Annotated in this window: 18 protein-coding genes and 1 pseudogene; 9 read left to right on the forward strand and 10 right to left on the reverse strand. The window is 57.2% G+C overall.

Features of this window, described 5'->3' with window-relative positions; translation table 11 throughout:
* Window positions 1-13 precede the first annotated feature (13 nt).
* The gene (locus tag QCE49_RS32230) at window positions 14-1,135 is read right to left on the reverse strand and encodes a branched-chain amino acid ABC transporter substrate-binding protein (protein WP_309806791.1); all 1,122 of its coding nucleotides are present in this window, start codon (window positions 1,133-1,135) and stop codon (window positions 14-16) included.
* A gap of 309 nt (window positions 1,136-1,444) precedes the next feature.
* On the opposite strand from QCE49_RS32230, the gene QCE49_RS32235 reads away from it, so the two are divergent.
* From QCE49_RS32235 to QCE49_RS32250, 4 genes are read left to right on the forward strand one after another with little or no spacing between them, the layout of a single operon-like run.
* Window positions 1,445-3,055: an ABC transporter substrate-binding protein/permease gene (locus QCE49_RS32235; protein ID WP_309806792.1), complete on the forward strand. Its 1,611-nt coding sequence runs from the start codon at window positions 1,445-1,447 to the stop codon at window positions 3,053-3,055.
* Window positions 3,056-3,058: 3 nt separating this feature from the next.
* Window positions 3,059-3,799 carry an amino acid ABC transporter permease gene (locus tag QCE49_RS32240; protein ID WP_309806793.1) on the forward strand — a complete coding sequence of 247 codons (741 nt, stop codon included), beginning with the start codon at window positions 3,059-3,061 and terminating at the stop codon, window positions 3,797-3,799.
* Between the two features lie 15 nt (window positions 3,800-3,814).
* Window positions 3,815-4,543, forward strand: coding sequence for an amino acid ABC transporter ATP-binding protein (locus QCE49_RS32245; RefSeq protein ID WP_309806794.1), 729 nt, complete (start codon window positions 3,815-3,817; stop codon window positions 4,541-4,543).
* A gap of 49 nt (window positions 4,544-4,592) precedes the next feature.
* The gene (locus QCE49_RS32250) at window positions 4,593-5,726 is read left to right on the forward strand and encodes a mandelate racemase/muconate lactonizing enzyme family protein (protein WP_309806795.1); all 1,134 of its coding nucleotides are present in this window, start codon (window positions 4,593-4,595) and stop codon (window positions 5,724-5,726) included.
* A 286-nt stretch (window positions 5,727-6,012) separates the two neighbouring features.
* On the opposite strand, the gene putA is transcribed toward QCE49_RS32250, so the two are convergent.
* Window positions 6,013-9,750: a trifunctional transcriptional regulator/proline dehydrogenase/L-glutamate gamma-semialdehyde dehydrogenase gene (gene putA / locus QCE49_RS32255; protein ID WP_409017622.1), complete on the reverse strand. Its 3,738-nt coding sequence runs from the start codon at window positions 9,748-9,750 to the stop codon at window positions 6,013-6,015.
* 222 nt (window positions 9,751-9,972) lie between these two features.
* A complete protein-coding gene (lhpI, locus tag QCE49_RS32260) occupies window positions 9,973-10,890 on the reverse strand; it encodes a bifunctional Delta(1)-pyrroline-2-carboxylate/Delta(1)-piperideine-2-carboxylate reductase (protein ID WP_309806796.1) in 918 nt (305 codons plus the stop codon).
* A 333-nt stretch (window positions 10,891-11,223) separates the two neighbouring features.
* On the opposite strand from lhpI, the gene QCE49_RS32265 reads away from it, so the two are divergent.
* Entirely contained in the window at window positions 11,224-11,967 is a 744-nt protein-coding gene (locus tag QCE49_RS32265; protein ID WP_309806797.1) for a GntR family transcriptional regulator, read from the forward strand.
* A gap of 72 nt (window positions 11,968-12,039) precedes the next feature.
* Here the strand turns inward: QCE49_RS32265 and QCE49_RS32270 are convergent, their stop codons facing one another.
* From QCE49_RS32270 to QCE49_RS32300, 6 genes and pseudogenes are all read right to left on the reverse strand, one after another.
* Window positions 12,040-13,299 carry an amidohydrolase family protein gene (locus QCE49_RS32270; protein ID WP_309806798.1) on the reverse strand — a complete coding sequence of 420 codons (1,260 nt, stop codon included), beginning with the start codon at window positions 13,297-13,299 and terminating at the stop codon, window positions 12,040-12,042.
* A gap of 11 nt (window positions 13,300-13,310) precedes the next feature.
* Entirely contained in the window at window positions 13,311-14,606 is a 1,296-nt protein-coding gene (locus QCE49_RS32275; protein WP_309806799.1) for an MFS transporter, read from the reverse strand.
* Between the two features lie 143 nt (window positions 14,607-14,749).
* Window positions 14,750-15,648, reverse strand: a pseudogene (locus tag QCE49_RS34660) (LysR substrate-binding domain-containing protein).
* A gap of 200 nt (window positions 15,649-15,848) precedes the next feature.
* A complete protein-coding gene (locus QCE49_RS32290) occupies window positions 15,849-17,666 on the reverse strand; it encodes a CocE/NonD family hydrolase (RefSeq protein WP_309806801.1) in 1,818 nt (605 codons plus the stop codon).
* 25 nt (window positions 17,667-17,691) lie between these two features.
* Window positions 17,692-18,201: a GAF domain-containing protein gene (locus QCE49_RS32295; RefSeq protein WP_309806802.1), complete on the reverse strand. Its 510-nt coding sequence runs from the start codon at window positions 18,199-18,201 to the stop codon at window positions 17,692-17,694.
* The gene (locus QCE49_RS32300; RefSeq protein WP_309806803.1) at window positions 18,201-19,616 is read right to left on the reverse strand and encodes an MFS transporter; all 1,416 of its coding nucleotides are present in this window, start codon (window positions 19,614-19,616) and stop codon (window positions 18,201-18,203) included. The genes QCE49_RS32295 and QCE49_RS32300 overlap by 1 nt, the downstream gene beginning before the upstream one ends.
* Window positions 19,617-19,799: 183 nt before the next feature.
* Here QCE49_RS32300 and QCE49_RS32305 point away from each other — a divergent pair, with 183 nt between their 5' ends.
* Window positions 19,800-20,729 carry a LysR family transcriptional regulator gene (locus tag QCE49_RS32305; protein WP_309806804.1) on the forward strand — a complete coding sequence of 310 codons (930 nt, stop codon included), beginning with the start codon at window positions 19,800-19,802 and terminating at the stop codon, window positions 20,727-20,729.
* A 163-nt stretch (window positions 20,730-20,892) separates the two neighbouring features.
* On the opposite strand, the gene QCE49_RS32310 is transcribed toward QCE49_RS32305, so the two are convergent.
* Window positions 20,893-21,807 carry an EamA family transporter gene (locus tag QCE49_RS32310; RefSeq protein WP_309806805.1) on the reverse strand — a complete coding sequence of 305 codons (915 nt, stop codon included), beginning with the start codon at window positions 21,805-21,807 and terminating at the stop codon, window positions 20,893-20,895.
* A gap of 360 nt (window positions 21,808-22,167) precedes the next feature.
* Between QCE49_RS32310 and QCE49_RS32315 the strand changes: the two genes are divergently transcribed.
* The 3 genes from QCE49_RS32315 (at window position 22,168) to QCE49_RS32325 (ending at window position 24,273) form a co-directional block, all read left to right on the forward strand.
* The gene (locus QCE49_RS32315) at window positions 22,168-22,893 is read left to right on the forward strand and encodes a haloacid dehalogenase type II (RefSeq protein WP_309806806.1); all 726 of its coding nucleotides are present in this window, start codon (window positions 22,168-22,170) and stop codon (window positions 22,891-22,893) included.
* Window positions 22,894-23,010: 117 nt separating this feature from the next.
* Window positions 23,011-23,754 (forward strand): haloacid dehalogenase type II, encoded by a 744-nt coding sequence (locus QCE49_RS32320; protein WP_309806807.1) that lies wholly within the window; start codon window positions 23,011-23,013, stop codon window positions 23,752-23,754.
* 27 nt (window positions 23,755-23,781) lie between these two features.
* On the forward strand, window positions 23,782-24,273 hold the full coding sequence (locus tag QCE49_RS32325; RefSeq protein ID WP_309806808.1) for an Lrp/AsnC family transcriptional regulator: 492 nt from the start codon (window positions 23,782-23,784) through the stop codon (window positions 24,271-24,273).
* The last annotated feature ends 4 nt before the right edge of the window (window positions 24,274-24,277 follow it).

The following is a 24,277-nucleotide window of genomic DNA, read 5'->3' on the forward strand; positions in this document are numbered from 1 at the left end:
GTTCCTTGAGGCGTTACTGTCCGTACGGGATCGGAAGCCCGTTCTTGATGACATAGACAGTCGTCGGGGCGCCCTTCAGGTCGCCGTTTGCATCGAACGAGTACGTGCCGGCTACGCCCTTGTAGTCAGTCTTCGCGAGCTGGGCCGTGAGTTTCGCCTTGTCGGTTGTGGTGCCCGCCTTGACCATGGCATCCGCGAGCAGCTTCACGCCGTCGTAGTAGCTGACGCCGTACACCTGCGTGTCCGTGTTGTACGCGGCCTTGTACTTCTGAAGGAACTCGCGGCCGGCCGGCGTCTTGTCGAGGGAGATCCCCCCTTGTGCGCAATAGACGATGGATGCTGCGTCGCCTGCGACTTTCCCCATGTCAGCTGAACAGATGCCGTCGCCGCCGAGCAGCTTGGCGCGCAGACCGCGGGCCTTCATTTGCTTGGCCATCGGCGCGCCTTGTGAAGCGTACCCACCAAAGAAGATGACGTCCGGGTTTTTGGATTTGATGCTCGTGAGAATGCCGAGGAAGTCGGTCGCCGACGAGTTCGTGAATTGCTGGTCGACAATTTGGATTCCGTTGGCCTTCGCTTCCTTGACGAACTGTTCGGCGACGCCTTGGCCATATGCGGTACGGTCATCGATAACCGCGGCGGTTTTTGCCTTCAGTGTCTTAGCAGCGAACTGACCCATCGTGCCGCCGAGCTGCTCGTCGCTTGCGCCGATACGGAAGATGTTCTTGAAGCCTTGCTTGGTTAGAGCCGGGTTGGATGCAACCGGCAGCATGGGTACGCCAGCGCTGTTGTACACGCGCGATGCCGGGATAGCGACACCTGAGTTGTACGGACCCATAACGGCAACGACCCCGCTATCCACCATCTTCTGCGCGACCTGCACGCCAATCTTCGGGTCCGCCTGGTCGTCTTCCGAGTCCAGTTTGAACGTCACTTTCTGACCAGCGACCGTGACGCCCGCTTTGTTGAGTTCATCTATCGCGAGGCGCGCGCCGTTCTCGTTGTCCTTTCCGTTCGGTGCCTGTGGGCCTGTCAACGGAGCAGAGTGACCGATTGTTACAACGGTTTGAGCATTGGTCGATAAGGAAAAGCCGGCGACTGCCACGGCGGTCATTGTTGTTACTAAGCGGCGCATGGACACTCCACAATTGGACTTATGAATGACCACATTAACCGCATTTTGGTCCAAATTCAACCTATTTCAAAAACAAAAAACCGTCCTCTGGTTCCTGCTGTACCAATAAGCCCGTTTTCCCGTACGCCTTCGTTCGTGAAAGGCTTTGTGCTCGCATAGTGGTTTTCCCCGAAAACTGGTCAACGATGGACCAAAATCAGCCTTGAGACCTTGAATTGGCGTTTTTTCTGGCCTAGTATCCGTTCCACATTCTAGGTGCAACCGGGGTGCTACCCCGGACTCTGGTTGAAACTTCACCACAGCAGATCGATGTTGAGCGTCACGTTGGTACAGGCGCCTGTTTCCGAGGACATGATGAGAAAACACTTTCCGGCCGTGGTTGCCTGCTTAGTCGGGCTCTCGAGCATCGTCTCGGCCTCCGCCAGCGCGGACGAACTTGCAGACGTCAAAGCAAAAGGGACGATGAGCTGCGGCGTCCTTGGTTCCTTTGAGCCATTTGGCTTCGTCGGCAAAAACCGCGAGCTGCAGGGTTATGACGTTGACATGTGCAACGCACTGGCGAAACGGCTTGGGGTCACCGCCGAGGTCCGGCCCATGGCGATTGATGCGCGAATCCCTGAGCTCCAGGCGGGTCGTATCGACATCATGGCGGCGGGTCTTGCCTACACGGCACAGCGCGCAACGCAGGTCGACTTTTCGGACGGCTATTACGTTAGCCCGCACATCCTCGCCGTACGCGTCGACCATGGCATCAACAAGGTGTCCGACCTCAACGGGAGGCGGATTGCCTTCACGAAAGGCGGCATCGCCGAGAACTACGTCAAGAAAGAGGTGCCGGGCGCGATTCTCGTCGGCCTTGAAGATACGCCAACGGCGTTCACCTCCATGGCACAGGGAAAGAGCGATGCCATCAGCGTTTCCGAGGAGGTCGCAAGCCGACTCGTGAACAAACTCGGACTCGCAGCCACGCAATTCAAGATTCTCGAGCCGCCCATCGGCAGTGAAATTTGGGGCTTCGGCGTTAGAAAGGGAGAGGAGCCGTTTCTGAAGGCGGTCAATAGCGCCCTCCAAGACATCGAGCGCTCGGGCGAGGCGCAACAGATATTCGACAAATGGCTCGGACCTAATACGCTCTACAAGATGACGCGCGAGTTCAAGATTTCGCCGATTCCGAGGACAACGGCTGTTACGCCGAATAAGGGCGCTCAGAAAGCCGCACCACCAGCCGGGTGGAAAGGCCACCTCTCTATATTGACGCCCCAGAACATCAAGCTGCTAGCAAGCGGCATCGCCGCGACGGTCATTCTCTCGGTTGGCAGTTGGCTCTTGGCGTTCATCTTCGGGACGTTCCTCGCCATCATTCGGATGACGAGAATCCGTGTATTGGAATGGCTTGTCATCGCATTCGTTGAATACCAACGATGTGTTCCGCCTCTGGTGCACATTTTCCTCTGGTACTTCGGCGTCTCGAATCTCTTGCCTGTCAGCTTGCAACAGGTGGCGAATGCGCATCATGGCGAGATGTACTTCGCAGCATTAGCCATCGGTCTGTACTACGCGGCTTACGTATCCGAGGATATTCGAAGTGGTCTTCGTAGCGTCTCCTACGGCCAGCATGAAGCGGCCCGTGCGGTCGGCTTCAACTACCTGAACGCTATGCGTTACATCATCATGCCGCAGGCTCTCAGAAACGCTATCCCACCGATGGTAAGTGGCAGCGTTCTTCTGATGAAGACGACGAGCTTGGCAATGGTCGTAGGAGCCGTTGAGCTCACCTACGCGACCAAAGAAATCGCAAACAGCACCTTTAAAGCGTTCGACATCTATGGTCTGAGCACAGCAATTTATGTCGGCATCGCCTTGGCGTTGATGTGGGCGGGAGCCGCACTCGCGCGCAGATTCCATATCCCTTCGAGGTAAGCCATGTTTGACATTATCCGAGACAACTGGCTGTTGATTTTGATTGGCTCTTATCCGAGCGGTCCGCTCGGTGGCGTGGCGGCTACGCTCATTCTCTCTGTAATTGGCATTGGCCTAGCCTTTCCGCTGAGCATTTTGCTCGCGCTTGCCCAGTTGAGTCCTTTCAACTGGATTCGGCGGCCCGCGATTGCCATCAAATACCTCGTTCGAAGCATTCCACTGGTGATGCTCATTTTCGGCGCTTACTTCGTGATTCCGGTGTTGGTCGGACACCAGGTCACCGGCTTTACCACGATGGTGTGGACGCTCGTCATCTTTGAAGCGGTCTACCTTGCAGAAATCGTGAGAGCTGGTATCGAGGCATTGCCGAGGGGGCAGACTGAAGCAGCGGCGGCACTCGGCATGAGCTACTGGATGCGATTTCGCGTGGTGATTCTTCCACAGGCTCTGTACAACATGCTGCCGAGTATGGTCGGGCAGTTCGTGACTGCAATCAAGGACACGTCGCTTGGCTACGTCATCGGTGTGCAGGAACTGACCTACGCTGCCAACCAGGTGAACAACAACACGCTTACCAAGCCATTTGAGGTGTTTTTCCTGTTGTCCCTGGTGTACTTCGTCATCTGCTTCACGTTCACTCAGCTTGCGCGACATCTCGAGGCGAAAGTGTCGAAGAAGCGTACTGCGGCACGCACAGATGCCGTACTTGAAGCAGAAGGCGTGACGCCTGTCGTGTCCTCTTAATTGCTGGAGCCGGAGATGATTACTTTCAAGAATGTCGAGAAGTGGTACGGTGGCTATCACGCTCTGCAGGATGTCAATGCCACCGTCAAACGGGGCGAGGTCGTGGTCGTCTGCGGGCCTTCCGGCTCCGGTAAATCAACGCTCATCCGGACAGTGAACCGCCTTGAGGAAATCAATGGGGGGACCATTGAGGTCGACGGGCAGGACATTCACGCGAAGGGCCTAGACATTAACGCGTTCCGTAGCCGCGTCGGCTTTGTGTTTCAGCAGTTCAACCTCTTTCCGCACCTATCGGTACTCGACAACATCATTGCTGCGCCAACCAGGGTGGCAAAAGTTCCGAAGGCCGAGGCGGTTTCACTTGCTCACGAGCTTCTGAACAAGGTCGGCCTCAGTCACAAGGCGACGGCATTTCCTGGCCAGTTGTCAGGCGGACAGCAGCAGCGGGTGGCCATTGCTCGCGCCCTTGCCATGAAGCCGCCAGTGATGTTGTTCGACGAGCCGACGAGTGCTCTTGACCCTGAAATGGTCGGCGAGGTTCTTTCCGTCATGAAGTCGTTGGCGAAAGAAGGCATGACGATGGTGTGCGTGACGCATGAAATGAAGTTCGCTCGGGACGTCTCTGACACCATCTGGTTCATGGACAAAGGCACGCTTTTGGAAACGGGCGCGCCCGACGAATTCTTCAACTCCCCGAAGCATCCGCGTGCACAGTCCTTCCTTTCCGAGATTGCGACCGCTTGAGGTCAAAACCGAATCCCGCGGCGAAGGTAGACGCACCGGCTGAACTGCAATGAAAATCACGAAAGTATCTGTTTTGGAGTTCAGCCGAGAACTGGATGGGACGGTGTGGAATCCCGTCTTCCGGTGGCGCGAGAGGCGTGCACCGCTCGTTTCGATTGAGTTTGAGGACGGTGTGGTCGGCATTGGGGAGGGGTGGTCTAAATACACGGACTGCCAGTCGGTTCTCAGCTTACTCGTGGATGAAGTCGGGCCAGCGCTCGTTGGGCGGACGTTCCACTCAGCGAGCGGCGCCTATAACTTCTTGCGCATGTCTCAAGCGATGCAGCCTGCGTGGGCGTTGTCCGCCGCCATCAGCGCGGTGGACATTGCCATGTGGGATGCTGCTGCCAAGCGACGCAATCTCCCGCTCTGGAAGCTGCTGGGTGGCGGCGATGCGCTAGCCCCCGTGTATGCGAGTGGTGGCCTCTATCGCGACGGGCAAGACGCACAGGCGCTCGCGTCTGAGTTCCAGCGGTATGTTGACAGCGGATTTACCTCATTCAAGATGAAAATCGCCGGCATACCGCTCTCCCTAGACATGGGGCGGGTCGAAGCCGTCCGAGCGACCATCGGCCACAGCGCGTGTTTTTGGGTGGACGCCGTCAATCAGCTCACGGCTGTCTCTTGCGCGCAGTGGTTCAGCGAACTGGAGAGATTCGCGCCTGACGCTATTCAGTCTCCCGTCGCCTTCGATGACGTCGAGCTCATGCAGCACATCAATCGAGAGTTCCTGCCCGTCATTGCCGCGGAAGCTGAGTATCGTCATGACGAGCTCCAGCGACTCGTTAATGCAAAGGCGATTACGCACCTGCAGTTTAGCCTGCCACTTTGTGGGGGCGTAAGTGGCGCCCTTGCGCTTGATGCGATGGCATCCCGGGCGGGAGTGTCGTCCACGCCTCAGTGTTTCTCCACCTCGATTGCTCAAGCTGCAACCCTTCACTTTGCGGCGGCACGTGCGAACGTCGTTTCAGCCGAATTTCACTGTTTTCATGACCATCTGTCCTTCTTGTATCGTGATGACGCAGGCGCCATCAAGGGCGGCGTAGCATGTGCCGGAAGCGGTCCGGGCCTCGGCGTCGACGTTCCGCAGGTGGGGCTTCAGCCGGACGGGAGCAGAATCTCAGCAGTCCGCGAGCTCCGATAGAGCTAACGTTCGGCTAAGCGATAGGCGAAGGACAGACGCGCAGGCTCAGGTGAGCCTGCGCTTTTTCTTGTCTTGTTGACTCGTCGCCCCTTCATTGCTGCATTGGTGTCTCATTCGGACGTTCCTCCTATTGCTCTCACGGCAAAGTCGATGTAGCAATAGACCGATTTCTACAGAGGCACCGATGCAAAAATGCGCAGGACCTTCCAGAGCCTGCGCATTTCTGTTGCGGGTAATGTCGTGCAGGCGCGCCGTCAAGGATATGACGGCGTGCCTGAGACCGACGTCATACGAGAGTCATCAGATTAGCGTTTCCACCGGCGGCGGTCGTGTTGACACTGACCGTCCGCTCAACGAGAAGCTGGTCAACGGCATACTCAAATCCGTCCACCACTTCCCGACGCGGACGAGCTTGCACCGTCGCGATGGGGCCATGGCGCTGCGACAACATCTTCGTCAATGACAGCAAGCCTGCTTCATCGCCGTCATAGAGGGCTGCGTCCGGCTGAGACGACGCTACGTCAATCAACGCCACGTGCTGTCGAAGTCCCTGCGGCAGCTCCTGATAGACCTGTTCCGCAACAGACCCAGCGAGCTCAACGGAATTGCCTGTTGCCAGCGCGGCGAGCAACTGCGCGTGCGCGCCTTCGGTCGAGTTCGCGACGCAGAGTACGGTCCCGCGCGGCGCCAGCGAATAGGTGTTTCGCTCCCCGGTGGGTCCAGGCAACGCGGCGGTCACGCCGAAGACAGGTTGCTGGATGTACCGCGTGCAACGCGAAGCTGACTGTTCGTCACCCACGCTATGGAAGTGTCGACGCAACTGCTCAAGAACATTGTTCGGATGCACGGCAGAGTCCGCCACCGCCGTAGGCGTAAAAGTCAACGATTCGGGCAGACTAGAAGGACGCTTGCCCAAAAGGCGGCGCAGATACAGCGCTCCGCCAGCCTTCGGTCCTGTGCCAGATAGACCTTCGCCTCCAAACGGTTGCACGCCCACTACTGCGCCAACGATGTTGCGGTTCACGTACACATTTCCGACATGAGCCTGCTCGAGGACGAGTCCAATGGTCTCGTCGATTCGAGTGTGTACGCCCAGCGTCAAACCGTAGCCGGTATCTTTGATTTCACTCATCAACTTTTGCAGTTCGGTGCGCTTGTAGCGCAGCACGTGCAGCACGGGGCCGAAGACCTCGCGGGTGAGTTCGCGCAGAGAATTGATTTCAATGAGCGTCGGCGGAACGAACGTGCCGTTTCTGCAGCTTTCGGGAAGCGACAGCTGAGTGACGCGGTGGCCCGAGGCACGCATCGAGGCAATATGCGCCTCCAGACCTTGTCGTGCCTCGGCGTCAATCACTGGCCCCACGTCGACCGAAAGTCGGTCCGGGTTTCCGACGACGAGCTCGTGCATCGCGCCCAGCAACATCTCAAGCGTGCGGTCGGCGACTTCTTCCTGGATGCACAGCACGCGCAAAGCCGAGCAACGCTGGCCGGCCGAATCAAAAGCCGACTGAAGCACGTCGACCACGACTTGCTCAGCAAGCGCCGAGGAGTCGACAATCATTGCATTCTGTCCGCCAGTTTCTGCAATCAGCGGGATGGGACGACCTTCCGCGTCAAGGCGTGCTGCCAGCGTTTTGTTGATGAGGTGCGCGACCTCAGTGGACCCTGTGAACATGACCGCGCGTACACGTGAATCCGCAACGAGCTTGGCCCCAACCTTCCCGCCATCGCCAGGAAGCAGCTGAACAACGCCTGCTGGCACGCCGGACTCGCGGAGGATGCGGACAGCTTGGGCCGCGATTAGCGGGGTTTGTTCTGCAGGTTTCGCGATGACCGTGTTGCCAGCGGCCAGTGCCGCGACTACCTGGCCCATGAAAATCGCCAACGGAAAGTTCCAAGGGCTGATGCAGACTACCGGGCCGAGCGGCTCGTGAGCCTGCCCGTCGAACTCGCCAATTCGGGCGGCGTAGTAACGCAGGAAGTCGACGGCTTCGCGGATTTCGGAGATTGCGTTGGGAAGCGACTTCCCAGCCTCGCGGATGACCAGTCCCATCAGGGTCGGCATTTCCGCCTCAAGCTGGTCCGCAGCTCGATTCAGACACTCCGCGCGGTGCGCGACGCTCGTTTCGGCCCATCCGTGATAGGCGCTAGTCGCATTCGAAAGGCCAAGTTCCACGTCGTCGGGAGTCGCATCAGCAACCGTACCGACGATGTCTTGGTGTTCCGCGGGATTAAGAACCGGGGCTCCGGTGGGCGGCACGGCAGCTTCCGTCGCAAGCATTGGCGCTGCCGTCCATGCCCTCAATACGCTCGAGTTCAGCGATTTCGCGAGTTCCTGCAAAGCACGCTCATTCGAGAGGTCAATGCCTTGCGAGTTCGGACGCTCCGCTCCGTAGAGTTCTCGCGGTAACGGGATTTTTGCGTGCGGAGCGCCGAGTGGGGACAACTGCTCCGCTTCGCGAATTGGGTCAGCAATCAAATCCGCGACGGCGACACTCTTGTCAGCGATGCGATTCACAAACGAAGTGTTGGCACCGTTTTCAAGCAGTCGTCTCACCAAGTACGCGAGGAGGGTTTCGTGCGTACCGACCGGCGCGTAGATGCGGCATGGTCTGTTCAGCTTGCCGCGACCAACGACCTCTTGATAGAGAGGCTCGCCCATTCCGTGGAGGCACTGGAACTCGTACTGTCCAGGGTAATAATTTGGACCGGCGAGATTGTAGATTGCAGCAAGCGTATAGGCGTTGTGGGTAGCGAACTGCGGATAGACCGCGTCGGCCGCAGCAAGCAGCTTCTTTGCGCAGGCGAGATACGAGATGTCCGTGTAGATTTTGCGCGTATAGACCGGGTAACCGTCGAGGCCGTCTAGCTGCGCGCGCTTGATTTCTGTATCCCAGTACGCCCCTTTGACCAGGCGGACCATGATTCGATGGCCACTTCGACGCGCCAAGTCGAGGACGAAATCGATGACAAACGGACAGCGCTTTTGATACGCCTGAATGACGAAACCGATGCCGTTCCACCCTTGCAGGTCCTTGTCGAAACAAAGCGCCTCGAGAAGGTCGAGGGAGATTTCGAGCCGGTCCGCTTCCTCCGCGTCGATGTTCAACCCGATGTCGTAGCGTCGTGCGAGTAGTGCCAACGAGCGAACGCGAGGCAGCAACTCTTCCACCATTCTGCGGTGCTGACTACGCGAATACCGTGGGTGCAAGGCCGAGAGCTTGATGGAAATGCCCGGACCCTCATAGATGCCGCGTCCGTCCGACGCTTTCCCGATGGCGTGAATCGCACTCTCGTACGATTGGTAATAACGCTTCGCGTCTTCGGCGGTCGTCGCAGCTTCCCCGAGCATGTCGTAGGAGTAGCGGAAACCCAGAGCTTCCAACTTCCGACTGTTCGCGAGGGCTTTCTCTATGGTTTCGCCAGTGACGAATTGTTCGCCCATCAGGCGCATGGCCATGTCTACGCCCTTGCGAATCAATGGCTCACCGCCGCGACCAATGATGCGGGTCAGCGATGACGCAAGCGTCGCCTCGCTGTTCGTCCCGACGAGCTTGCCGGTGATGAGCAAGCCCCAAGTGGCCGCGTTCACGAAAATCGAGGGCGCTTGCCCGAGGTGAGAGCGCCAATTGCCGCGACTAATCTTGTCTCGTATCAGTGCATCACGCGTGGCCCTATCGGGAATGCGAAGGAGCGCCTCGGCAAGGCACATCAGCGCGACACCTTCCTGGCTTGACAGGGAAAACTCCTGAATGAGCCCTTCGACTCCTGAGCCCGTGTTTTTCCGGCGCAGCGCTTCGACAAGTTTTGCTGCCAATTGCTCCGTCGCCTTCGCGGCAGGTGAACTGAGCCGGGCTTGCTCGATGATTCGGGGTACACACTCGGTCTCAGGTTCTCGATAGGCGGCAGTAATCAGCTCACGCAAGCGTGACTGCGGAATCAATTCAGCGCTGAACTGACTGAACGGGCCTTTAACTGATTGTCGGGGAGCCGACTGTTGCGAGGTTGCGGCGGGAGTTGACATGGCGAATCACTCTTTTCCAAACGAACATGGCGATGAACTGAGGTCAGCCCATCGCCGCAAACTTGGAGACGGCTGTTACGAAGCAGTCTTATGTCGTCTTCGTACGAGCACTCTGGGGAGCGTCTTCTCCGCGTCGCAATTGTTGGTGTCACGCGAGAGGACTGTAAGTGCTGCGCTGTGACGAGGCCCAACCGTTGCAGGCGAGCCCGTCACAACCAACTACTAGCGCAACGCGTTGCGGGCGACACGGCACGCCGCCAAGTCCCACGCTGCGCATCCAACGCTTTTAAAAAGAATAGGCTTTGTCGGCTGAAAGTCACCTGCGAGAGCTTTCGCCAGGGGCGAAACCGCGCTCCAGTCGACGTTGGCTTGTATAAGGTCCCCGGCCTCATGCTTCGCTCCGACTGGGTCGTCGACCACAACGGCGCTGCCATCAACCGTTTGTTTCGAGATTTCAGCGGCGTCCGGTGTGAAAGCGCCAACACCGACTACGAGTCGCTCCGGGCGGGCGGATTCTGTGTACACAGGGGTTTTACTGGTTGTCAGGGTGATGACAACGTCGGCGCTTTCGGGAATTGCACCGTCGGGCAGCGCGACGAGATTCGGCGCCACTGAGCGATTGCGGGCGACGAAGTTGTCTGCATCGGCCTTCGAGAGGCCTTTTACTCGCAATTGCGCTTCCGGAAATATGGCAGCCAATGCCTCCGCGTGATTCGACGCCTGCTTCCCCGTGCCGATGATGATGATTTGCTTTGGCGGCTCGCGGTGCAGGGTCTGGATGCCCAATGCCGTCACCGCAGCTGTGCGACGTCCCGTGACCGTCGGTCCGTCAAGGACGAAGAGCATTTCGCCCGTGCACGCGTCGCATGCGATAACCTGCCCGTGAATAGTAGGCAATTGGCGTGTCGCGTTGGAAGGACAGACGTTGACCAGCTTATGAATCGCGATGTCCTGCGCACTGGCAGGCATTGAGAGCATCAGGCCGCCTTCCTGGATTGGGATTGCCAGCCGCTCGGGGCTAACCACTTTCCCGTCGCTGTATTGGACGATGGTATCGGCAAGAACGCGTACCAGCAGACGATAGTCAAGGAGCGACGCAGTCGCCGTTGCGTCAAAGGTTTGGATACTGCGTGACGTCATTTGGAAACCTCGAATTGCGGTTCAGTGGGCCGCCGGGAATCGGTCTTCGGACGATGGCGGAATCTGGCTCCATTTCATCCAGTTTTGCTCGCCAGGGTGTGGATTAAATTTATACCACCTTGGAGCGATTTGCAAGCCAATATGGAGCCTGTTTGGCCATTCGTGGACATATAGAGGACCAGACGACGTTCTTGCGGCCCAAGTAAGCGAAGACCTGGCTTCGGGTCGAACCCGGTTCTGAAGCGACGTTTGATTGATTACGATACAGATGGGTGCGATTTCTAAACGGAGTGGTATATTGGAGAACCACATGACCGGATTAGAGAGCACACGATGGCGTCCGCACGCTTCGAACTAGAGGGAAACTTTCGTCCTCTGCAGATTTACGAACAGGTGTCGGAAAAGATTCGGGCTGAAATCCGGAGTGGCAGATTCCTGCCCGACGCTCGGCTCCCGTCGGAGCGTGAACTGGCGACACTGTTCGGCGTCGGGCGCCCGGCGGTACGTGAAGCCATTGGCGCGCTGCAGAACGAGGGCCTTGTCGTAACCAAGCGCAACTCCGGAACTTACGTCGCTCCGGCAGCAAACCAAATTCTTGCAACGGCGCCGGGCGAAGACCCGGTCACCGGTGAGTCGATGTCGGACTTTAGTCCGTCGGCTACTCTCGACGTGCGGCTGATTTTAGAGCCGGCAATTGCGCGACGCGCGGCAGTACACAAGCAACGCGACCGACTTGCCGAGCACTATCTTGAGCAGATGGAGACGTTGACCGACGTCGCGACGCCTGAGGAGCGAGCGTTGTGGAACAACAGCGACAGGCTTTTCCATCGGCAACTCGCCGTGATGACCGGCGACGTGTTACTCGCGAAGCTTGCCGAAGAAATTGCCTCGACCATGGACCAGTCGCTGTGGAAGAGGCTGAAGGATGACGGGATTTACGACCCGTCACGCATCCGACTCTACGTCGCAGAACATCGGCTAATTTACGAAGCCATAATCTGCGGAGACGGCGATGCCGCGGCCTTCTATGTTGAGCAGCACATCCATCGGGTTCAGCGGGATATCACGCCGCAGTAGTTGATACGCATCTGAGCAGATGAGTAAGGGCGGCACACAGCCGCCCCAACCACAACGGCTTGGGCAAGTGCCTCAGCTTCCAGCCGGTTCGAGCAGTCGACCTGCTTCCTTCATTACGACACCGCCCTTGATGACCACAGGGATGTGCTCGCCTTGACCTAATAGGAGGGAGATGTCCTCTACCGGGTCGCCATCAACGACCACGAGGTCCGCGACTGCCCCGATTGCGACGGTCCCGCGCACACCTGTTTCCCGCGTGATTTCGGCGGCAACGCACGTCGCGGAGCGAATGGCCTCGATATTGCCGACCACTTCAGCCCGCACCGCAAACTCGTCCGACTGGAATGGGTGTAAGTCTCCCAGCATGTCAGAGCCGAAGCCGACTCGCACACCCGTGCGCTGCATCAGCGCTAATGCCTTCCGGCCCACCGAACGGGCGCCGTCAATTTTTTCGAGTGACTCGATTGGGAAGCCGAGTCCCGCGCCTTTCTCGGACAGTCGGTCGAGAGTGGCGAGGGTAGGAACACAAGCGACATCGCGCTCAACCAACAGGCGGGCGGTTTCCTCATCGATTAGATTGCCGTGCTCGATGCATTTGACGCCACACTCGACAGCGCGTCGAACGGCGCGCGCAGTGTACGCGTGCGCCATTACATAAGTGCCGGCGGCTTCCGCCTCTTGTACGGCTGCGCGAAGTTCCTCCTCTGAGTATTGCGTGTTCGTGATGGGGTCGTTCGGTGAAGCAACACCACCTGAAGCCATCACCTTGATTTGAGTTGCTCCTTTGAGCAACTCTTCACGAACCGCAAGTCGCATGGCGTCTACTCCGTCGACTACCCGTCCAATAGCTCCCTGACGACCCAAGCAGCCACAAGCATCATCCAGCTTGTCATTACGCTGGCGAAAGTCTGCGTGGCCTCCTGTCTGAGACAGCGCTTTTCCGGACGAGAGGATACGCGGGGCCCACAGCGCACCGCTATTCACCGCCTCGCACATGCCGTAGTCTGCGCCGCCGGCGTCTCGTACCGTCGTGAAGCCGCGATTAAGCATGCCTCGAAGCACGGGCAGAGTCTTGAGCGCCACGAGGAAGTTGGGCATTGAAGCGCTGACCCCCAAGTTGGCATTCGCAGCGGCAACGTGGACGTGGAGGTCGGTGAAACCAGGAAGTACCGTGCGACCGGGCAACTCCATTCTCCGTGCATCGCTGAAGTACGGTGGAACATCTCCTATAGCCTTTATCTTCCCGTCAGCAATACAGAGGTTCACGTTCGTCTGACGCTTCCCGATGACTGGGTCAAAAACGGCGACGCCTTCAAGGACTAACTTACTCATTTGCTTTTTCCTCACGACAGGTATGGCTTCATCAACCGCGTTCCCAACAAACTTACGACAGCGGCGAAAATGATGTAGTAGGAAGCGGACTCAGCATCGCCGGTGGCTTGAGCTAGCCAAGTAATGATGAAGGATGCAAATCCGCCGAAGATTGTCACGGCACCGTTATACGCAAGAGATAGCCCCGTCGTGCGCACGCGGCTCGGGAACATCTCAGTGAAGAGTGCCAAGATAGGGCCGGTGTATGCTGCAATGAGTACGCCGAATATGACCTGAAATGTGAGCAGCGTACCGAAGGTAGGCGACTTAATGAGGTGAGAAAACAGCGGATAGCTGGCGAAGAGAATCACAACGGCCGCGACCGTAATTACCGGTCGCTTGCCGACGCGGTCCGAAAGCGCGCCGAACATGGGTGCCATCGCCATCAAAACTGAGCCGCTAACGATGCCGGAGATGAAACCTTCGCGTTGAGGCATGTGAAGGTACTTCACAACATACGTCGGGATATAGAACAAGATGACGTAGGTGCAAACCGTCCAGAGGACGACCATCAAAAGACTCGAGAAGACGCCCCGCGGATATTCCCGAATAACATCGCGCAACGGCGTACTCGCGTGACGCTTCTCTGAGGCAAACTCAGGCGTTTCTTCGATTCTCAGGCGGATGTAGTAGCCAACGGGCGCGACGAGCATCCCGATAACGAACGGAATGCGCCAGCCCCATGAAGTCAGCGATTCAGGCGACATACTCGAGGTGATGACCGCGCCAGTGATGCTGCCGATGACCACGGCGAAGCCGACACTTGTCTGAATCCAACTGGAATAGAAGGCACGGCGGTTCGCTGGCGCATGCTCAGTAAGGAACGCCGTCGCACCACCCATCTCGCCGCCCGCGGATAAGCCCTGCAGCATTCGCGCAATAACGATGAGACATGGGGCAGCGATACCAATGGTTTCGTACGTCGGAGCGAACGCGATGATGGCTGAACCGAGCGCCATGACCAGCATGGCAAGCGAAAGCGCGCGCTTGCGACCTACCTTGTCCGCATAGATACCAAATGCGATACCTCCAAGCGGCCGCATGACGAAGCCAACACCGAAGGTTGCCAACGCGAGCAAAAGAGAAGTTGTCTCGTTGCCAGCGGGAAAAAACAGTTTGCCAATGATTGCTGCAAAGAAAGCGTAGCCAGAGAAGTCAAACCATTCGAGGCCGCTGCCAATGACTGTTGCAAGAATCGCCTTCTTGCGAGTCACTGAGCGAGCTGGCGGTTCGCCCACGTAAAGCTGCTTCGACACGTCAGTTGCCATCTAAACCTCCCCGAATTCGTTTAGCGAGGTGAGTATTTGCGATTCGTCACGCACCCAATGTAATTTTTGGCGTGCTGGTGACATAACGCTAATTTCGCAAACGCCGTTGCGCGAAACGCAACAACCCTCCGGAGAACAAGGAATCAGACGACTCCTGCGTGAGCTAACACCCACTCTTGAAAACGGCGCGCGGCCGAGCTCTGGCCACGTTCCGATGGCCAAGTCAGAAAATACGCACTGCCTAAGGTGGCCTCAGCGTCAGATGCCTTCACGAGGGTTCCATTCGCAAGAAGTAGGTCAATGACACCCTTCCACCCGAGTGCGACGCCTCTGCCTTGCGCGGCGAGCTGCACGATGACTGGATAGCTGTTGACGATGATGGTCTGGCTTAACGATGGCCGTTCTAACCCTGCGCGCTCGAACCAGCTGTGCCACGACATCCAGCTCCTTTCCGCGTCCTCGAGCACTAGCAACGTGCGCGATAGTAGCTCGGCTGGTGTTAACGCTTTGCCTTGAAATAGGTTGGAGAGCAGACCGGGAAAACCTTCTCATCGAACAGCTTTATCGTGTGAGTGTCCGGCATGTCGGGTTTGCGGAGAAGGAAGATTCCAATGTCGTATTCGGCCGGGGACACTACGCCGAAATGGTCTCGCACGATGATGCGAAGGTCGACGTCCGGGTTGGCGTCGATAAACGACCCGATTCTTGGCGCCAACCAGAGCGTCGAGATGCCGGCAGTGCATGAGACCGTCAGGCGAGACTTGACAACCCTTGCCATGAGGCTTGATGTGGCGCTTGTGCACATCTCCAAGATGCGGCGAACGTCCACCGCGTAGGTTTCCCCGGCGGGCGTCAGCCTCAGCGAATTGTGTTCTCTCAGGAAGAGTCGACGACCGAGGAACGTTTCGAGCTGAGAAATTTGCCGACTGATGGCGGATGTCGATAGATGAAGCTCCTGACCTGCTTTAGTGAAACTCAGGTAGCGTGCACTGGCTTCGAAAGCGTGGAGACAGGGCAGTGGCGGCAAGGGGGAGAGGGCCATGGCGGGAATGTACGCATCAGGGGAGGTACGCCGAAGAATAGCCCAACACCGCGCTCTGGGAATGCCGCCGCTCGCCGTTCGTCATCGAAACCAAATCGAAGAGCGTTGCTAGCGCAGTCACATGGGAAGACGCGACTTCCCACCGACACCGTGTCGGTCGGAAGTAGGCGCGCGATTGACCTCGCCCGCTAGTCGGACCTTCAGGCCGCTTGAATGGGCAAGTCGATGAAGCTTCCATCCGCTCCGGTATGAACAGAGAAGACCGGAGGTCGGCCGTAAGGCATCGGCACGAAATGGCCTGCATCCGCGCCTGAAATCGAGACTCGTAGTTTGCTTCCTTTTTTCAAGGTCCATGCGACCGGCAATAAGGGAATAACAAAATCCGTCAGTCGTCCGACCTCAAGGCGTGCGGCGTCCGACCTGCCAAATGTCCGGAACGGCCAGGCAGTCACGTAGTTCGAAGGTACGGATGACGTCTTTCGATGAATTGCCCGGAGAAACCCTTCCGTCATATAGAAGACTTGGCCCTCCGCATCGACTTCGGAAAGGTAAACAAAAATTGACGCATCTCCCTGGTCTACCGTCATACGCAGTGTCGCGACCGCATGTCCTGCGACGCTCATCGGTTTCGATAGTGCCGCGGTCTCGTAGTGCAACATCGAAGCCGAACGCTCCGACCAGTCGGGATAATAGTTCACGATACCCGCAGCGCCGAGGCGCTCATAACGCGTATGCTTCCCGCTGGTTGTCTCGAAGTCGACATGAAACTCGTCAATCCGGACGTCGTCTGGAACCTCGGCCAACATTTTGCCGCATGAAAGATGAAGCCTTGATGGTTCTGCCACAGGAGGCCACACGTTCGTCGCTTTCCACTCTTCAGCGTGTACGTTGTAGTAGTGAATGGGCGCTTCTGAATCTAGCTCCGTGTCTAGTTTCATGAGGTGCGTGTCGAAGAACCGAAGCAATTCTGCAAGGAGATTGAACTGTGGAGCTTCTTGTTCGCGCCAAGGAGAGACGTTCGTCCGAGCACCATGGTCCCACGCGCCCAGAAGCAGACGGTCATCGTGGTTTCTGCGAGTGAGAAAGCGCGTTATCGCACCGTTAGCGTAGCCAGCTCCATCGAACCAGCCCGACACGGAATAGATTGGCACATTATGCGGAATGTGGTCGAGGTAGTGATAGGGGCTGCATGCCGCCAAGGTCAACTCGGGGTCATGCAGCATCCCCTCGTCCCGAAAAGCGAACTCAGGTGCTGCTTCGGCTAACGAAAAGTTGCTCAGGTGCTCTTTGATTGCCGCAGCCAGCAGACTGCCATCCACATCGTCGTCGACGCGATGCGGTCCTCGCAATCCAGGGTCCTCATAGTATGAAAAATTGCGGATGAGGTCACGCCGGTCATGGTCCATCGCGACCATAAGGTCGGAATAGGCTTGGGTCCATACTTTCGAGAGCAAGCCGCCCGGATACAACTGTTCGCTATAGATGTCGGAAACGCCGAACAGTGGCGCAATAGCCTTGACTGCGGGATGTCCAGTACTTGCCAGAAAGCAAGCGGCTGCGCCAACGTACGAAATGCCCGTCGAGCCGATGGTTCCATTGGACCATGATTGCTCGACGGTCCATTGCGCGACTTCCTTATAGTCGTCTCGTTCCGTCGGTGAACGCAATGCATCGCGGGTGCCGAAGCTCGCTCCCGTACCGCGCACGTCGACCACCACTACAACGTAGCCTCGGACCACAAAGAAGTCCCTGTAGCGAGCCGCGGCGGGAGCGTCTTCTGCCACGTCTCCATTCGTGTCAAACCTTCTGTAGTACGGTGTGAAAATGAGCAGGGCCGGAAAGCGCTCTGCGCGGCCGCCTTGTGGAACGTAAATATCGGCTGCCAGGCGGCATCCGTCGCGCATCGTAATGTATTGTGAGCTAGGAGCAAGCGGGAGGTCGAACTCGGCTGGCCGAGTGGAAAGATACTGGGTGGGTGGCACATGCCAAGCAGAATTTTTATCGTCGCGGTCAGACATGGTTATAGTCCTGGGTCTATTAGATTTAGGCGGCTCTCAGTGCCAGATAGCACTCAAGGAAGGCTGGCATTGCTGCCTGCGCCAATCCCTGAACGATAGGTATGTGTTCATCTTGATAGTGCTCCTCGTCATGGAGCAGATTGACGGTTGCCACGACGGTCCCGGACCATATGACCGGGACATTTAAGATGCTCGAGCAGCCGGTTTCGAAGATTGCCCTGGCGTCGGGATAGTTCGTTTGGATTTCGTGGCGATTGCGGGCGATGAACGCCTCCCCGGTCGCAAGCACCTGTTTCAGGCGAGGTGCGGATTCGATGCCCTTCGTCCCTCCCGCCGCATATGTGCCGCTCTGGTTGCTGTAGGCTCGTTCGACGGTGTCTCGACTTCGATTTACCGTTAGCACCGTTAACAATTTGCGCCCGACCATTTCAGACATTGCGGTGTCTAGCGCCTCGAATGTCGTCTGCGGTTGTTGCCGCGCCGCATGTGATGCTGTAATGGAAAGCATCAGAGCGAGAAGTTGGTCACAAGGCATCACGCGTCGCTCCGCGATGGAACCGGTATTGATTCAGAGTGGCCAGGCTGAGCTTGATTGCCCGACGTTGAAATTTCCTCCAACGACAAACCGCGGGTTGGTACTCCGAACACCAGAACTACCACTGCGCCGGCGAGCAAGATGCAGGTTGTCATTCCGAACACGCCCGCGAAGCCGAATGTCGGGTAGATAACACCAACGAGAATGGGCGCCATGACCGCACCGATTCGGCCAAAAGACGACGACGAGCCAGCGCCGGTCGCGCGCAGATGTGTGGGAAAGATTTCAGGAGTGTAGGCGTAGACGCCGCCCATCGTACCGTTCATGAAAAACGATAGACATATCCCGGCGACTGCGATTTGCCACGTCGCATCCGACAGTGCCATCCCAATCGCCGACAGCCCGCCCAAAACCATATAGCCAGCAATCGTTGCTTGCCGACCAAAGCGTTCATTGCAATACGCAGCGGACAGGTAGCCCGGAATTTGCGCTGAATACATGAGCAGAGAGAAGCCAAAGCTCTTGGTGATGGTCATCCCGTGCTGGACCAGCAGACTCGGAATCCAAGTGAAGAACGCGTAGTAGCTGAAGGCAATGGCGAACCACATCGCCCAGGACATGGCGGTTGTCCTTCGCAGCTTCGGCGACCAAATGGCTTTAAAGTTGCCGAAGAAGGTGGACTCAGTAACTTGCGGAACCGCTCGAGCAAGCGATTCCTTGACCGGTTCGAACGAGTGTCCCTCTTTGCGAACAAGGGCCTCGATGCGGTCTAGCGTAGCGTTTGCCTCCGCGAGCTTGCCCCTGCTCTCCAGCCAGCGAGGAGATTCGGGCAGTTCCCGGCGCCACCAAATAAGCAGAAAGATGGGCAATGACGTGATGACTACAACGTATCGCCATCCATCATGAAAGTGCGGAATTATTAAATTTCCGAGGGTTGCTGACAAAACGTAGCCGAACGCGAAGAAGGCGGCCAGCGCTCCAGTGAAAGCACCGCGATATTTTCGAGCGACGAACTCCGAGAGAAACGGGGCGACGATTGCGCTTTCGGCGCCTGCGCCGAAACCTGCAAAGATGCGCGTCGCATAGAAGGCTTGCCAATGGTCCATCTGCGAACTGATGAGCGAAGCAATGCAGAAGATTACCAACGCCGTCATCATCACAAATCGGCGGCCGAAACGGTCGCCGGAGAGTCCAGCGAGCATCGCCCCAAAGAAAAAGCCAGTGTATGTGCTGCTTGCGATAAGGCCGGTCTGGAACGACGTGAGACCCCACGCCTTGGTAATCGCTGGCAGTACGAATGCCAACGATGACGAATCCATGGCATCGAACGTGTAGCCCAAGCCGCCCATCAAAAGAAGTTTCTTGTGGAAGCCGCAGAACGGCAACCGTTCTAGGCGCGCTGCAACGGTAGACATGCCATCTCCTCCGCTCTCTGACCATGTCGAGAGCATGTGATTCGGTGGTCACGAGGAGCCTCCTGAGACGGGCTCTCGTCAGTGGCCCGATGGGGCCGCTGGGTTCGATTTAACGACCGGCGATTTCATGCGTCAAATGCGAAAAACAATTCATAATGTGCGAAAAGCGCATATGGAGGGCGTATGCTTAACCTACGAGAACTCGAGGCCTTCAGAGCATTCATCGAATGTGGCTCCGTGACATTGGCCGCGGACCGACTTGGGCGAACTCAGCCTCAAGTTGGTCGACTGCTCGCGTCATTGGAGGACTCGGTCGGTTTCCGCTTGTTTGACCGGGTCGGGAAGCGACTTCGTGCGACACCCGAAGGTTGGCGATTCTATGGCGAGGTCGATAGAGTGATAAGGGAGCTGGAGTCGCTCACACGGTCGGCCGAGCAAATTCGAACCGGCTCGTCAGAGCATTTGAGAATCCTGGTGGCTCCGCATGTGACGAATGCGCTCGTGTCACCCGCACTCGTGGAAGTCCAGCGTAGGCTACCGACATTCACGGCCGAAGTAGCGTCGAGAGTGCGACTTGACATCGAGACGTGGATTACGCAAGAGCAGTTCGACGTCGGATTGAGCATCTTACCCATCGACAACGCAACGATTGACGTCGAGCCGTTTCTACGGACTCAAGCCGTCATTGCCATGTCGACTGACCATCCGCTTGCGGCCCAAAAGGTCGTTTCTTTGAAGGACATCCTAGGCATTCCGTTGGTCGCGACTCATTCGCGTTCGCTACTGCGACAACATCTGGAGCGCCTGTTCCGCAATGAAAAGCGAAAGGCAGACATTCGCTATGAGGCTACGAACGGACTCACCGCTTGCGAACTTGCTGCCCAAGGCTTGGGCGTTGCACTTGCAGACCCTGTAGTCGCCATTTCGACCGGAGCTGAGAATCTCGTCCTTCGAGAGTTCAGTGAAGGGATGCCGATGGAATACGGGTTTTTATACCCCATCGGAAAAACACGGTCGACCGCGGCCAGCGTATTCGCCGAAGCTGTGAGAATGACGCTTCAAGAGCGTACAGGTTCGTTACCTCTGCCTCGCAACGCTTTCACCTTTTTATGACCTTGTTGCCGCTGTCCGGACGTTTTTCGGACCCAACTGTGGTCTTCGCTGATAGGACGCCGTTGGATAAGAAGCTCTTTTGCTTCGGTTTTAGAAGGAAGCTTGTATCGAGCACAGAGCCTTTTTACTACTGTAGCGAGCCGCAGTTAAATGCACGCGGCACCTACCCTTCGCTGGTGCTCGGGTGCGCTCGTCCATCTGTCGCTATGGGGTCCGGACGGCGCCACGCACGTGCCATAACGACAGAGGCGGTGACCATCGCGACGCCGAGCCACAACGTGGGCGGCAATGGCTGAGCGACATGTAGACCGAGAAAGATTGTCGAAAGAACGGGCGTGGCGTAGCTCAACGCCGTCGTGAGACCTGTGTTGCCCTTCTTCATCGCGGAATCCCAAAGATAAAACGCCGTACCCATGGGGCCAAGCCCCATGTAGACAAGTACGAGCCAGTCCTGTGCTGGCAGGCTTGGCCAGTCGCTCGTGAGGAAGTGCATCGCAAGGCACGCTAGACCAGCGGGTAGCGAGAAGGCGCCCACCGATAGACTGGAAATCGATTTGAATCGCTTACCAAGAACCGAGTACGCAGCCCAGGCAAGAGCCGAAAGTAACGCGAGAAGGTAAGCCGCGATTTCTTTGAACACATGCGAGCCCACCGAGGCCGCTGCGTCGTGCGTCGACGAAGGCTCTTGCATCGACCAGCAAGCGGCGACGGCTCCTCCGAAGCCGAGCAGCGCGCTGGCATAAAGGAACCGTGGCTTGTGTTCTCCCGGTGCCAGCCAGCCCGTCATGCACACAATGATGATTGGCCACAGGTAGTGCACGAGGCTTACACCAATTGGGTCGCCGAGTTGCAGCGCGTAAAAATAAATGACGTGATAAGCGAACATCAAACCGCTCCCGGCAAGCAGTAACGTCAGCGGCATTCTCCAGTGACGAAGCCACGGCAGACCAATGACTCCGCCGATTGTTAGAGCGATGCCGTTGACGAACAATGTGGGTGTGCCATGCAGGAGGTCCACGCTCGTCGCAAGCGTGCTCCACATGAAAACGGTCACGAGCACGCCGATGGTAGTCATCATGGCTCCTTCAAAATGACTGAATCTGCGTTATCCATCGACGGCTGTCTTCCCACTTGTAGTAGGAAAACGTCGAAGTCGTTTTGTAGTTGTGCGCCAAGGAGCACGAATGCCGGCCGGGTCCACGCTGATGCCGACGAGAGCCGGAAGCAACCGTGCCGGGATGCTCTTGGCTGTTCTGCGGGACCTCCTCGTAAGGGAAAACACTTGGGGCTGGAGGCAGAAAGACGAAGGCAGCAGAAGCTGCTGCCGCGGCGGCTCAGGACGGTGAAACCTGCTGCTCGGTCCCTCGATTAAAGTCCTGCTTGCTGCCGGTGCTCAATAAACTGTGGTCTCCATCTGGACACATGAGAGGAGTAACCCGTGAAACTGACCGACTTCAACACCCTTACGTTCGACTGCTACGGCACCTTGATTGACTGGGAGAGCGGAATCTTCCAAGGTCTGAAGACCCTGCTGGACCGGGCTAAGACGCCGCTCACGCGAGACCAGGTGCTGGAGGCGCATGCCCGTCACGAGTCGTCGCAACAGAAGTACACGCCGGCGAAGCGCTATCAAGAACTGCTGCCCATCGTCTACAAACGTCTCGCCGAGGAATGGGGTCTGGCGTTCACGCACGAAGAATGCGTCGCTTATGGTCGCTCGGTCCAGAACTGGCCGGCGTTCGAAGACAGCGCCGAGGCACTGCAATATCTGAAGAAGCATTTCAAGCTCGTCATCCTGTCGAACATCGACAACGAGAGCTTTACCTACAGCAACGCCAAGCTGAAAGTCGAGTTCGACGCCATCATCACGGCAGAAGACGTGGGTTCGTACAAACCGTCGCCGCGCAACTTCGAATACATGCTCGAAAAGCTTGGTGACCGCGGCATCAAGAAGGAAAAAATTCTGCACACGGCAGAAAGCCTTTTCCATGACCACAAGCCTGCAAACGAATTTGGCCTGGCGTCGTGCTGGATTTATCGTCGTCATTCGCAGCCGGGCTTCGGTGCGACGATGAACCCGGGCACGCAACCTAACATCGATTTCCGCTTCAACAGCATGGCGGACCTCGCGAGGGCGCACCAGGAAGAACTGGCGAATAAGTAAGACAATGAAGTCTCGTCAGCCTCGGGGCGCTGCAAGCCGATTTGCGCGGTCGAGGCAGACGAGACCATTGAGGCAGGTTAAGATTTATCAGCAGGCGATTGAATCAAAGGGGGCGTTGTGGCTTTGACGGATTTCAAGGCACTCACATTTGACTGCTACGGGACTCTCATCGACTGGGAGTCAGGTATCGCGTCGGGCCTGTCGGAGCTTGCGCTTCGAGCTGCCGAACCTCTCACGCGCGATGAGATTCTCGAAGCCCACGCGCGCCACGAGTCGTATCAGCAGACAGTCACGCCTGGCATGCCGTATGACCGCTTGCTTCAGATTGTGTTCAAGCGAATTGCCGAAGAATGGGGCGTTCCCTATCGCTGGGAGGAAGCGGTCGCCTACGGTGCCTCCGTGGGAGATTGGCCAGCGTTCCCAGACTCGGCGAGTACGCTGCAGTATCTGAAGAAGTATTTTAAGCTGGTTGTCGTCTCGAACGTTGATAACCGCAGCTTCAGAGCGACAAATAGGAAGCTCGCTGTCGATTTCGACGCAATCGTGACGGCTGAGGATGTGGGTTCTTACAAGCCTTCGCGAAGCAACTTCGAATATCTGTTCTCGACGCTTGCCTCTATGGGCATTGGAAAGGACGATACACTTCACGTCGCAGATAGTGTCTATCACGACCATCAGCCTGCAAGCCAACTGCAGCTTCGCTCATGCTGGATTCAGCGTCGCTACGAGCAGCGCGGAGCTGGTGCGAACGTGAAGTACTCGGTCGAACCATCCGTTGACTACAAATTTACGAGCATGGCGCAGTTGGTGAAAGCACACCATGAGGACCTGCTCGAGCATGGCATAGTTGCCTTCGATTGACACACAGCCGATTCGAACACGCACGATATGCGACAGAAGCTTGACCGGACCGATGTCAAAATCCTTGCCGAGTTGCAGAAGAACGGCAATATGACGAACGCAAACCTCGCCAACGCGGTCGGGTTGTCAGCAAGTCCGTGCCTGCAACGTGTTAAACGCCTGGAAGCTGCGGGAATCATCACAGGCTACGGTGCGCATCTGAACCTGGCAAAGCTGACAAGCACAGTGACGGTGTTCACCGAAATCATGCTCCATGACCATCGTCGCGATGATTTCACTCGTTTTGAGGCGAACCTTCGCGACTTCGAAGAGATAACCGAATGCCACCTGGTCAGCGGCGGATACGATTACCTGCTGAAGTTCATCGTCAAGAATATCGGCCACTATCAAGAGGTCATTGAGACGCTAGTCGACCGCAATATTGGAATCGAGAAGTACTTCAGCTATATCGTGATTCGGTCGACCTTCGTCAAGCATGCGGTACCGCTCGATAAACTGCTCTCGGAAGACGACGACTAATGGA

Origin of the sequence: Caballeronia sp. LZ008 (assembly GCF_031451435.1) — a bacterium.
GTDB lineage: Bacteria > Pseudomonadota > Gammaproteobacteria > Burkholderiales > Burkholderiaceae > Caballeronia > Caballeronia zhejiangensis.

What these genes read in the sequence shown, in the direction of transcription:
- QCE49_RS32230 (WP_309806791.1), bottom strand. Translation starts at nt 1,135, where the DNA reads ATGCGCCGCTTAGTAACAACAATGACCGCCGTGGCAGTCGCCGGCTTT.
- QCE49_RS32235 (WP_309806792.1), top strand. Translation starts at nt 1,445, where the DNA reads ATGTTGAGCGTCACGTTGGTACAGGCGCCTGTTTCCGAGGACATGATG.
- QCE49_RS32240 (WP_309806793.1), top strand. Translation starts at nt 3,059, where the DNA reads ATGTTTGACATTATCCGAGACAACTGGCTGTTGATTTTGATTGGCTCT.
- QCE49_RS32245 (WP_309806794.1), top strand. Translation starts at nt 3,815, where the DNA reads ATGATTACTTTCAAGAATGTCGAGAAGTGGTACGGTGGCTATCACGCT.
- QCE49_RS32250 (WP_309806795.1), top strand. Translation starts at nt 4,593, where the DNA reads ATGAAAATCACGAAAGTATCTGTTTTGGAGTTCAGCCGAGAACTGGAT.
- putA (WP_409017622.1), bottom strand. Translation starts at nt 9,750, where the DNA reads ATGTCAACTCCCGCCGCAACCTCGCAACAGTCGGCTCCCCGACAATCA.
- lhpI (WP_309806796.1), bottom strand. Translation starts at nt 10,890, where the DNA reads ATGACGTCACGCAGTATCCAAACCTTTGACGCAACGGCGACTGCGTCG.
- QCE49_RS32265 (WP_309806797.1), top strand. Translation starts at nt 11,224, where the DNA reads ATGGCGTCCGCACGCTTCGAACTAGAGGGAAACTTTCGTCCTCTGCAG.
- QCE49_RS32270 (WP_309806798.1), bottom strand. Translation starts at nt 13,299, where the DNA reads ATGAGTAAGTTAGTCCTTGAAGGCGTCGCCGTTTTTGACCCAGTCATC.
- QCE49_RS32275 (WP_309806799.1), bottom strand. Translation starts at nt 14,606, where the DNA reads ATGGCAACTGACGTGTCGAAGCAGCTTTACGTGGGCGAACCGCCAGCT.
- QCE49_RS32290 (WP_309806801.1), bottom strand. Translation starts at nt 17,666, where the DNA reads ATGTCTGACCGCGACGATAAAAATTCTGCTTGGCATGTGCCACCCACC.
- QCE49_RS32295 (WP_309806802.1), bottom strand. Translation starts at nt 18,201, where the DNA reads ATGCCTTGTGACCAACTTCTCGCTCTGATGCTTTCCATTACAGCATCA.
- QCE49_RS32300 (WP_309806803.1), bottom strand. Translation starts at nt 19,616, where the DNA reads ATGTCTACCGTTGCAGCGCGCCTAGAACGGTTGCCGTTCTGCGGCTTC.
- QCE49_RS32305 (WP_309806804.1), top strand. Translation starts at nt 19,800, where the DNA reads ATGCTTAACCTACGAGAACTCGAGGCCTTCAGAGCATTCATCGAATGT.
- QCE49_RS32310 (WP_309806805.1), bottom strand. Translation starts at nt 21,807, where the DNA reads ATGATGACTACCATCGGCGTGCTCGTGACCGTTTTCATGTGGAGCACG.
- QCE49_RS32325 (WP_309806808.1), top strand. Translation starts at nt 23,782, where the DNA reads ATGCGACAGAAGCTTGACCGGACCGATGTCAAAATCCTTGCCGAGTTG.